Annotated in this window: 9 protein-coding genes; 7 read left to right on the forward strand and 2 right to left on the reverse strand. The window is 69.9% G+C overall.

Annotated features, from left to right (window positions below):
• Positions 1-108 precede the first annotated feature (108 nt).
• Positions 109-1032, reverse strand: coding sequence for a class I SAM-dependent methyltransferase (locus tag AC1DO7_RS07865; RefSeq protein ID WP_441649686.1), 924 nt, complete (start codon positions 1030-1032; stop codon positions 109-111).
• A gap of 656 nt (positions 1033-1688) precedes the next feature.
• Between AC1DO7_RS07865 and AC1DO7_RS07870 the strand changes: the two genes are divergently transcribed.
• Together AC1DO7_RS07870 and AC1DO7_RS07875 are read left to right on the forward strand one after the other, a co-directional pair.
• Positions 1689-2132 (forward strand): PRC-barrel domain-containing protein, encoded by a 444-nt coding sequence (locus AC1DO7_RS07870; RefSeq protein ID WP_441614207.1) that lies wholly within the window; start codon positions 1689-1691, stop codon positions 2130-2132.
• A gap of 326 nt (positions 2133-2458) precedes the next feature.
• Positions 2459-4030: a class I adenylate-forming enzyme family protein gene (locus tag AC1DO7_RS07875; protein WP_441614208.1), complete on the forward strand. Its 1572-nt coding sequence runs from the start codon at positions 2459-2461 to the stop codon at positions 4028-4030.
• Positions 4031-4095: 65 nt separating this feature from the next.
• Here AC1DO7_RS07875 and AC1DO7_RS07880 read toward each other — a convergent pair whose 3' ends face one another.
• Positions 4096-4983 carry a LysR substrate-binding domain-containing protein gene (locus AC1DO7_RS07880; RefSeq protein ID WP_441614209.1) on the reverse strand — a complete coding sequence of 296 codons (888 nt, stop codon included), beginning with the start codon at positions 4981-4983 and terminating at the stop codon, positions 4096-4098.
• A 103-nt stretch (positions 4984-5086) separates the two neighbouring features.
• Between AC1DO7_RS07880 and purB the strand changes: the two genes are divergently transcribed.
• The 5 genes from purB to AC1DO7_RS07905 all read left to right on the forward strand — a co-directional run.
• Positions 5087-6451, forward strand: a complete 1365-nt coding sequence (gene purB, locus AC1DO7_RS07885; protein ID WP_441614210.1) for an adenylosuccinate lyase — start codon at positions 5087-5089, stop codon at positions 6449-6451.
• 70 nt (positions 6452-6521) lie between these two features.
• A complete protein-coding gene (locus AC1DO7_RS07890; RefSeq protein WP_441614211.1) occupies positions 6522-7499 on the forward strand; it encodes a tripartite tricarboxylate transporter substrate binding protein in 978 nt (325 codons plus the stop codon).
• Between the two features lie 49 nt (positions 7500-7548).
• Positions 7549-8658, forward strand: coding sequence for a mandelate racemase/muconate lactonizing enzyme family protein (locus tag AC1DO7_RS07895; RefSeq protein ID WP_441614212.1), 1110 nt, complete (start codon positions 7549-7551; stop codon positions 8656-8658).
• A 268-nt stretch (positions 8659-8926) separates the two neighbouring features.
• Positions 8927-9823 (forward strand): translesion DNA synthesis-associated protein ImuA, encoded by an 897-nt coding sequence (gene imuA / locus AC1DO7_RS07900; protein ID WP_441614213.1) that lies wholly within the window; start codon positions 8927-8929, stop codon positions 9821-9823.
• Positions 9756-10320, forward strand: a 565-nt coding sequence (locus AC1DO7_RS07905) for a Y-family DNA polymerase (protein ID WP_477115968.1), incomplete at its 3' end; no start/stop codon positions are given. The genes imuA and AC1DO7_RS07905, both read left to right, overlap by 68 nt.

Consider the following 10320-nt stretch of genomic DNA (forward strand, 5'->3'; position numbering starts at 1 on the left):
CGTTGGTTCGTCTTCCGGCATGCGCCGGCCCGCCGGGGCGGATCCGGACAGGCAAGGCGCATGTCTCGCGTCATGCGCATGGGGCAGGGCCCACGGGCGCGCCGGCGCTCAGGCCGCTCGCGTGGCCACGCAGAACAGGCTCAGCGCCGCCTCGCGCGAGGCCGGGTCGATGCCGGACAAGCGCTGTGCCACGCGTAGCTTGAGCGGCGGCCGGCCGATGTTGCCGTCGAGCACGTCCTTGCCCACCCGGTAACTGTGCGGGTAGATCTCCACCTTGAAGCCACGTGGCTCGAGCGTGCCACGCAGCAGGCGCTCGCTGACGCCGTCGCCGGGCCGGTGGTGCAGCTCCGTGGCCAGCGCCCGGCGCTGCTCGTCATCGGCTGCGCGGTGGCCACCGCGCCCGAGCCAGCGGTACAGCGGCAAGCGCAGGCGCCACATCAGCAAGGCGGCGCCGTTGAAATCCCAGGCCGATTGCTGCGGGTCGTGGTCCAGCACCAGTACCCCGCCGGGACGGACCAGGCGCGCGGATTCCGCCAGCACGCCTTCCATGTCGTCGCAGTGGTGCAGCGAGCCGTTGATGGCCACGATGTCCGCGATCGCTGTCCTGAGCGGCAGGCCGTGCGCATCGGCCAGCAGCGGCGCATAACCCACGCGCGCGGCCATTGCCAGGCTGCCCGGCGCGATATCCACGCCGATGGCCTCGCGCGGCTGGCCGCCCAGCGTGGCAAGCAGGTTGCCGGGGCCGCAGCCGATGTCGACCAGGATCTTGTCGTCGAGCGTGCCGATGGCCGCATGCCAGCGTTCGCGCAGTTCAGGGTAGCGGTGTACGTTCTGCAGCCACTCATCCATCCACAGCGGGTGGCTGAAATAGTGCGCGTTGGCGCGCATGCCGGTGGTATAGCGCGCGATGGCTGCCTTCGGCAAGCGCGCGCCGCGCAAGACCGTGCCGGCCTGGAGATAGGGCTGCAGGCGCGCGTGATAGGCCGCGGTTTCTTCGGTGGTGGGGCCGCCGCGGCGAGGGCCGGGCTGCATGCCGTGCGGCTCCCGCTGGCGGGACGGCTCCGGCGGCGCACGCCGCAACAGGCTGGAGAAAGGTGCTGAGGACAGAGAGGGCAGGACGCGCATCGGGGCTCCGGGTGAAGGTGGCAAGCTGTGCGGCAGCGCTGCCCGCTGCGGGCAACGGCAGGGCCGCGGATTCAACCGCTCGCGGGCGCCGGATAACCCCTTGCCCACTTGGAAATTCGGGAACGTTGCCGCGCGAAGCCGGCGCGCATGCCGCGCCCGCTTCTGGCAACCGGAATCAAGGCTGAAGTCCTGCCACGTCCAGGGGTCCAGTGGCCGAATGCTCCAATGGTCCGGCGGCGGGCAGGTGATGGTGCGGATGAATGCAGCAACGGCATCACCGGCACGACGGTGCGGAAGTGCGCCTTTCATTCCGCCATGGAAATCTAGCAGCTTTTGCCCAGATGCCGGAGCGGCCGCTTCACGAAGCCATGTGCGCCGGCGCACAGACTGGCCGGCATGGCGGACCCCACCCGCCACCGAAAATTACCCGCCTTTGTAATTCTTCCCGCGGCGCGCCCCTTGGCACGTCCCCTGGAGCGCGGCACGCCGCGGGCAGTGCGCGGATGCGTGCTGGCATGTTCGTTGCGCCCGGTTTCGGAACGAATCCCATCCAGGAGACCAAGATGAACCAACTCAATCCCGGCGGCCTCGCCGGTGGCGCCGGCGCGGCCATTGTCGGCAACGGTATCGGTGATGGACCCGGGCCCGAGGTCATGGCGGCCGCGACGCTGGACGGCAACAAGGTCTATTCGTCCGATGGCGAGCATGTCGGCAAGATCTCGGACATCATGCTCGACGTGCGCGGCGGGCGCATTGCCTACGCCGTGCTGACCAGCGGCGGCTTCCTCGGCATGGGCGACACGCTGCACGCCATCCCGTGGGGCGCCCTTACGCTCGACACCGACGAGAAGTGTTTCCGTATCGGCGTCACCGCGGAACGCATCAAGGATGCGCCCGGCTTCGACAAGGACAGCTGGCCTGCGATGGCGGATCCGCAGTGGGGCACCACGCTGCATGAATACTACGGGCGCTCGCCTTACTGGATCGGCGGCAGTGGGCCGCTCTGAGGCAAGCCGTTAAGGCATGGCTTTAAGGCAAGCCTCTGGCGCAAGCCGGTAGCCGGTCCTTCGCGTTTCCGCCTGCCGCGTTGCAGGGGAGAGAAGGCCCCGGGGGTGCCCCCGGGGCCTTCGCTTGTGTATCCCGCGGACGGCCCCGTCGGGCCCACCGCACCCGAACGTCGCGTCCGTGCGAGAATCCTCCGGTCCGGCCGCAGCTCGGCGGCGGGATTTGCCGGACGGTGCGGCGTATTGCCGTTCCCGATCACAATCCGTTCGCGACGGCCGCCGCATCCGGCGGAACCGATCGCGGCACCAGATGGAGACAGGAATTTCCCATGGGCATCACAGAACTTCTTGCGCAGCCGATTGGCAACCTGGCGGACTGCGTGCGGCTGCACGCCGCCGAGCGGCCCGGCCACACGGCGGTGATCGACAACCGCCGCTCGCTCACCTACGCGGAATTCGATGCGCTGGCCGACCGGGTCGCCGCCGCCCTGCAGCGTGACGGCTTGCGGCCCGGCGCGGCGCTGGCCATCTGCGCGGCGGCGTCGGCGGAGTACGCGGCGCTGCTGATCGGCGGCCTGCGCGCGGGCGTGGCGCTGGTGCCGCTGGCGCCGTCGTCCACGCCGGCCAGCCTGGCCGGCATGGTGGCTGACTCCGATGCCCGGGTGCTGTTCGTGGACGCGGATGTCCTGCGCGAGCTCGCGCCGGTGAAGGACGGCATCGGGGTGCCGCTGGTGGGCCTGGCCGGTGCGCCGGCCGGCCAGTCGTTCGAGGCCTGGCTCGCGCCCGAGGGCAGCCGGCCGCAGGAGCACCCGCTGGACCCGGAGCAGGTGTTCAACATCATCTACTCGTCCGGCACCACCGGCACGCCCAAGGGCATCGTGCATGCCCACGCGCTGCGCTGGAACCAGATTCGCCGCGTGCAGGAAAGCGGTGGCTACGGCCCCGACGCCGTCACGCTGATCTCCACGCCGCTCTATTCCAACACCACCCTGGTGAGCTTCATTCCCACGCTGGCGCTGGGCGGCACCGCGGTGCTGATGCCGAAGTTCGATGCGCAGCGCTACCTGGAGCTGGCCGCGCGGCACCGCGTCACGCACAGCATGCTGGTGCCGGTGCAATACCAGCGCTTGATGGCGCGCCCCGACTTCGACAGCTACGACCTGTCCTCGTACCGCATGAAGTTCTCCACCAGCGCGCCGCTGAGCGCGGCGCTCAAGGCCGATGTGCTCAAGCGCTGGCCGGGCGGCCTGGTCGAGTACTACGGCATGACCGAGGGCGGCGGCAGCTGCGTGCTGGCCGCGCACGAATTCCCGGACAAGCTCCATACCGTGGGCCGCCCCATGGAAGGCCACGATATCCGCCTGATCGACGACGACGGCAAGGAAGTCGCGGTGGGCGAGATCGGCGAAGTGGTCGGCAGTTCCAACGCCATCATGGCCGGTTACCACAAGCAGCCCGAGAAGACCGCCGCCGCCCACTGGCACGACGCCGCGGGCAAGCTGTTCATCCGCACGGGGGACGTCGGCCGTTTCGACCAGGACGGCTTCCTCACGCTGATGGACCGCAAGAAGGACATGATCATCAGCGGCGGCTTCAACATCTATCCCAGCGATCTCGAAGGCATCCTGCAGAAGCACCCCGCCGTGGCCGACTGCGCGGTCGTGGGCGTGCCCTCGCAACGCTGGGGCGAGACACCGGTGGCCTTCGTGGTGCTGCGCGACGGCGCGGCAGCCCCCGCGGCATCGGCCGGGGCGCTGATGGACTGGACCAACGATCAGGTCGGCAAGACCCAGCGCCTGGCCGTGGTGGAACTGGTGGACGTGCTGCCGCGCAGCGCGATCGGCAAGGTGCTCAAGCGTGAACTGCGCGACGGGTTCCGGCCGGGGCAGGCGCTGGACTGAGGCGGCCCGGGGCAGGCGGCGGGCGCACCGCTCGCCCCCTGCCGTCTGCCGTCTGCCGCCAACCGCTATCGCGGCGCGATCATGTCGATGAAATCCTGCATATAGCCGCGCACGTACTGGTCGGCCCGCAGGCTGACTGCCGCCATCGACGGCGGGAACAGGTCCGCGGTATCGATTACCGCGAGATCGGTGTCGCGCCGCGGCTCCACCGCCATCTGCTGGACCACGGCCACGCCCAGGCCGGCGGCGACATAGGCCTTGATCACATTGGCGTCGGTCGCGCGCACCACCACGCGCGGCGACAGCCCCCGGCGCTGGAACTCGCGCATCACCACCCATCCCGAATTGAAGTGCTCGTCGTAGGTCACCAGCGGGTAGCGCGCGATGTCTTCGATGGTCACGCGCGCCAGCTTCAGCAGCGCATGGCGGCGCGGCACGATCAGGCAGCGCGGGATGGGGTAGGCCTCGACCGAGATGATGCCCTCCGGCGTGACGTCCGGCAGCGTGGAGATGCCCAGGTCCACCGCGTTCTCGCTGACCCACTGCAGGATCTGCGCGGGGTGGCCCTGCAGCAGTTCCAGGTTGACCGCCGGGTACGCGGTGCTGAAGCGGCGGATGGCGTCGAGCAGGCCATAGCGCGCATGGATGTGCGTGGTGCCCACGCGCAGCGTGCCGCTGCCGCCGCCCGCCTGCCCGGCGCCGGCCAGCCCGTTCAGCGCGCGGGTGTCGTTGAGCACGCGCCGCGACAGCGCCGCCGCTTCCTGTCCCGCATCGGTCAGGCTCACCAGCCGGTTGCCACGGCGCACGAACAGCTCCACGCCAATCTCGCTCTCCAGTGAGCGGATCAGCTTGCTGACTGCCGGCTGGGTGGTGTGCAGGGCGTCCGCGGCGCGGGAGACGCTGAGCTGGCTGGCAATGACTGCCTGCAGGCAACGTAGTTGTTGGAGGGTCATATCATGCCATTTTGGCAATGATTGTCTACGAACATGTCATTTTACAGAAAGAAGCCGGCGGCCGAGAATGGCTGTAACCCCTCAGGCGAAAAAGGCTTCCGCGATGACCAGCAGTGTGTTCGACCAGTCCCTCCAGCAGCACATGTGGAGCACCGATGAGATGCGGGCCGTGTTCTCGGAGGAGAACCGCGTGCAGAAGTGGTTCGATTTCGAAGCCGCGCTGGCGGCCGCGCAGGCGGAACTCGGCATCATCCCCGCCGCGGCGGCCGCCGAGATCGGCGCCCGGGCGCGGGTGGCGGACATCGACCTGCCCGCGCTCGCTGCCGAAACCCGCCGCGTAAAGCACCCGCTGGTGCCGGCGGTGCGCGCCCTGCAGCGGCAATGCGCCGGCGGGCTGGGCGAGTTCGTGCATTTCGGGCCGACTTCCCAGGACGTCTACGACACCGGCATGATGCTTCAGGTGCGGCAGGCCCACGGCATCCTGATGCGCGACCTGGGCGCCGTGTCGCGCGAGCTGTACCGCCTTGCCGACGAGCACAAGCACACGCCGATGGCCGGGCGCACGCATGCCGTGCAGGCCTTGCCGATCACCTTCGGCCACAAATGCGCGATCTGGCTGTCGGAACTCGGCCGCCACCACGAGCGCATGCGCGGCCTGGAGCAGCGCACCTTCGTGGGCCAGATGGTGGGCGCGGTCGGCACGCAGGCCTCGTTCGGCGAGCAGGCCGGCGAGCTGGAGACGCGGCTGATGGCGCGCCTCGGACTGGGCGTGGCGCCGATCAGTTGGCAGCCCGCGCGCGACCGCCTGGGCGAGTACGTGAGCGTGCTCGGCCTGATCGGCGCCACGCTGGGCAAGATCGCCAACGAGATCATGAACCTCGAGGGCGACGAGATCGGCGAGCTGGCCGAGCCGTTCAGCGAAGGCAAGGTCGGCTCGTCCACCATGCCGCACAAGCGCAATCCCGCCGTGGTGGAGACCGTGGTGACGCTCAGCCGCGCTATCCGCTACAGCGTGGCGATGATGCACGACGCCCAGATGGCCGAGCATGAGCGCGACGTGGCGGCCGTGCGCATGGAATGGAAGGCCGTGCCCGAGGGCTGCATGATGGCGGCGGCCATGCTGCAGATGATGCACTACGCGCTGTCCGGCCTCACCGTGAACGCCGCGCGTATGCGCGCCAACCTCGACCTGCTCGGCGGCTTCCTGATGTCCGAGCGCGTGATGTTCGCGCTGGCCGACAAGGTCGGCAAGCAGAGCGCGCACGAACTGGTCTACGCCGCCGCCATGCTGGGCATGGAAAGCGGCATCACCTTCGAGCAGGCACTGTCGCGCGATCCGGCCATCCGGGCGGCGCTCGAACCGGCGGCGCTCAATGCGCTGCTCGATCCCGCCACCTATGTCGGGCTTGCCCCGCAGATCGTGGAGCGCTTCCTTGGCGAGACCCGGGCAAGCGGCTGGCTGGACTGAAGGCGACCATGCCTGCAAAGACAGCAGTCAACAGATAACAGATAACAGAAAACAGACAGGAGACACAGTCATGAACCGAATTGCCAGGTTACTGGGGCGCGCAGGCGCGCTGGCGCTGCTCTGCATGGGCGCCGCCGCGGCGGCGCCAGCGCAGGCCGACACCTATCCGAACCGCCCCGTGCGCGTGGTGGTGCCCTATCCGGTGGGCGGGGGCGGCGATACCGTCGCGCGGCCGCTGACCTTGTACATGTCCGAGCGCATGGGCCAGCGCATCATCGTGGACAACCATGGCGGCGCCAACGGCAATATCGGCATGGACATGGTCGCCAAGGCGCCTGCCGACGGCTATACGCTGGCGCTTGCGCTGACCTCGCAGCTCGCCGTCAACCAGAGCCTGTACCGCAAACTGCCCTACGACCCGATCAAGGATTTCGAGCCGGTCTCGCTGCTGGCCTCCGCGCCGTACTTCCTGGTCGTGCATCCCTCCGTGCCGGCGAAGAACCTGGCGGAATTCATCAAGCTGGTCAAGGCGAATCCCGGCAAGTACACCTACGGCTCGTCCGGCAACGGCAGCGGCCCGCACCTGTCGATGGAGCTCCTGAAATCCATGGCCGGGCTCGACATGGTCCATGTGCCGTTCAAGGGCACGGGGCCCGCCATGCCGGCGCTGCTGGCCGGGCAGGTCAGCGCGATGTTCGCCAGCTACGGCGTCGCGTCGCAGCAGATCAAGGCCGGCAAGCTGCGCGTGCTCGCGGTGTCGACGGCGCAGCGCGCGGCTTCGATGCCCAACGTGCCCACCATCGCCGAGGCGGGCGTGCCCGGCTACGAATCCAACGTCTGGTACGCGCTGCTGGCGCCGCGCCCCATCGTCGACAAGCTCAGCGGCGAGATCGCGGCCCTGATCAAGAACTCCGACCTGCGCAAGCGCTTCATGTTCGACGGCATCGTGCCGGTGGGCTCCACCCCCGAGGCCCTGGGCGCCTACATCCAGTCAGAGAGCGTCAAGTGGTCTGCCATCGTCAAGCGCTCGGGCGCCACCATCGACTGAGCCTGGCCCGCACGCCCATCCAACCGCAAGACCACAGGAATCCGCAACCATGAAGATCGAACGCGTAGAGGCCATTGCCGTCCGCATCCCGCTCAACAAGGTGTTCTCCGGCAGCTCGTACAAGGTCGACAGCCGCGCCACCGTGATCACCCGCATCCATACCAGCTCGGGGCTGGTCAGCGAGGTGTACAACGGCGACCCCCGCGAACACGGCCCCGAGATCGCCCGCATGATCGAGCAGGACATGGCGCCGCTGCTGGTCGGCGAGTCCGTGCATGCCTGCGAACGCATCTGGGAGAAGCTGTTCCGCCTGACCATCAAGGCGCCGGACCGGCCGCTGGTCATGAACGCGATCGCCTGCGTGGATTCGGCCGTCTGGGATCTGGCCGGCAAGGCGCTCGGCGTCAATGTGTGCCGCCTGATGGGCGGCTACCGCCAGGAAATCCCCATCATCGCCATCGCCGGCTACTACCTGCCGGGCAAGACGCCTGCCGACCTGGCCGGCGAGATGGCGTGGCTGAGGTCGGTCGGCATGGCCGGCTGCAAGGTGAAAGTGGGCGGGGCAACGCCCGAGGAAGACGCCGAGCGGGTGAAGTACGCACGCGAAGGCGGCGGCCCGGACTTCCTGCTCGCGGTGGATGCCAACCGCGGCTGGAGCGTGGCGGAGGCAACGCGCTTCGCCCGCCTGGTCGAGCCGTACGACATCGCATGGTTCGAGGAACCCTGCCACTGGCATGACGATGTGCGCGGCATGGCGGCGGTGCGCCAGGCCACCTCGATCCCCATCAACGCAGGCCAGAGCGAAGTCAGCGCGGCCGGCGTGCGCCGCCTGCTGGACGCCGGCGCGGTGGACATCGTCAATTTCGACGCCTCGGAAGGCGGCGGCATCACCGAATGGCGCCGCGCCGCCGCGGCCTGCGCGCTGGCCGGCGTGCGCATGGCGCACCACGAAGAGCCGCAGATCGCCTCGCACATGCTGGGCGCCATGCCGCACGGGATCTGCGTCGAGTGCTTCCCCGACCCGGACCGCGATCCGATCTTCCCCGGCATGTGGGCCAACCCGCCGCGCATCAAGGACGGCATCATGGCGATCCCGCAAGGCCCGGGCTTCGGCATCGAGCTGGACTGGGACATGGTGAAGCGATACCGGGTGAACTGAGCGACTGCAGTTGCAACTGCAACTGCAACTGCAACTGCAGGGCACGGCGTGCCGGGGCGTCCCGATATGTCTTGCCGGCCGGCCCGCGCGCGCCTCGGGGCAGGCTTTCCGTGCTCTTTCCTTGCGCCTTCTCTGCCCCTTCCGGCGTCGTTCCCGCGCACCGTCCCCGACCCTCCCGCTTCACCCTTGCGCCCAACCGTGATACTGTATAAATATACAGTAATCGGAAATCTCGCCTTGTCCCTCGGGGTAAGGCCGCAAGCGTCACATGACACCCCATCTTCAGACCGACTCGCCCGGCTTGCCGGGCGTTTCTTCCTTGGCGCCGGCACCCGCGGGGGGCCGCCAGGAGGCGCTGGATGCGCTCGAGCGGCGCTATCCCGGCCTGTGGCGCGCGGGGCAGCTCGGCCGGGCGGGGCAGGCGGGTAGCGTGCCGGCGGTGGAGACTGGACATGCCGCGCTGTCGGCTGAGTTGCCGGGCGGCGGCTGGCCGCTGGGGGCGCTGACGGAGCTGCTGCTGGCCGAGCCCGGCGTGGGCGAGCTGCGCCTGCTGCGGCCGGCCCTGGTGGCGCTGGCGGCGGGGCAGCGCCGCCTGGCGCTGGTGGGGCCGCCGCACCTGCCCAATGCAACGTGCCTGGCCAGCTGGGGTTTGCCGGCCCGGCAGGTGTTCTGGATGCGCGCGCCGGCCGGCGCGGGCAAGGCCGCGGCGCAGGCCGATGTGTTGTGGGCGGCGGAGCAGGTGCTGCGCAGCCAGGCCTTCGGCGCGGTGGTGGTATGGCTGCCCGCGGCGCGTCCCGAGGCGCTGCGCCGCCTRCAGGTGCTGGCGCAGGCCGGCGACGCGGCGGTATGGGCGTGCCGGCCGGCCGGCGTGCTGCACGAGTCGTCGCCGGCGGTGCTGCGGCTGCTGCTGGCGCCGGCGCCGGGCAATGCGATGTCGATCACCTTTCACAAGCGGCGCGGGCCGGTGCGCGAGCAGCCGCTGGTGCTGCCGCTCGACGAGATGATGGCGGTGCCGGGCCGTCCGTGCGCGCCGCGGACCTTGCCTGCGGAGGTTGCGCCATCGCCGGTTTCCCAGGCTATTGCGGGAGAGCAAGCCCATGTCGTACTGGATCGCGGTGCATCTGCCGCGCCTGTCGCTGGACGCGCTGCAGCCGAACTGGCCTGAGCCTGCCGCGGCCGCTGCCGTTCCCGGCCTGCTGCATCACAGCGTGCCGGTGGCGGTGGTGGAGCGCGAGCGCGTGGTGCTGGCCAACGGGCCGGCGGCGGCGCTGGGCGTGCAGGCCGGCATGCGGCGCGGCGGGGTGCAGGCCTTGTCGGCGCAGGTGGTGCAGCTCGAGCGCGAGCCGGCGGCGGAGGCGCAGCTGATGACGGCGCTGGCGCTGGCGCTGTTGCATTTCTCGCCGCATGTGGCCTTGCACCCGGACCCCGACGCGGCCACGGTGATGATCGATGCCGGCGCCAGCGTGCGGCTGTTCGGCGGGCATCGCACGCTGTGCCGCGCCGTGTATGCGCGGGTGCGCCGGCTGGGGGCGTTCCTGCAGCTTGGCTGCGCGCCGAGCGCCTTCGGCGCGGCGTGGCTGGCGGCGCAGCCGTTCAGGCGCGACCGGCGCGGCGCCATGGTGCGCCCGGCGCGGCGCGCGCTGCAGCCGGCGCGCATGGCAC

The sequence above is a fragment of the Cupriavidus sp. 05N40 genome (assembly GCF_056397305.1).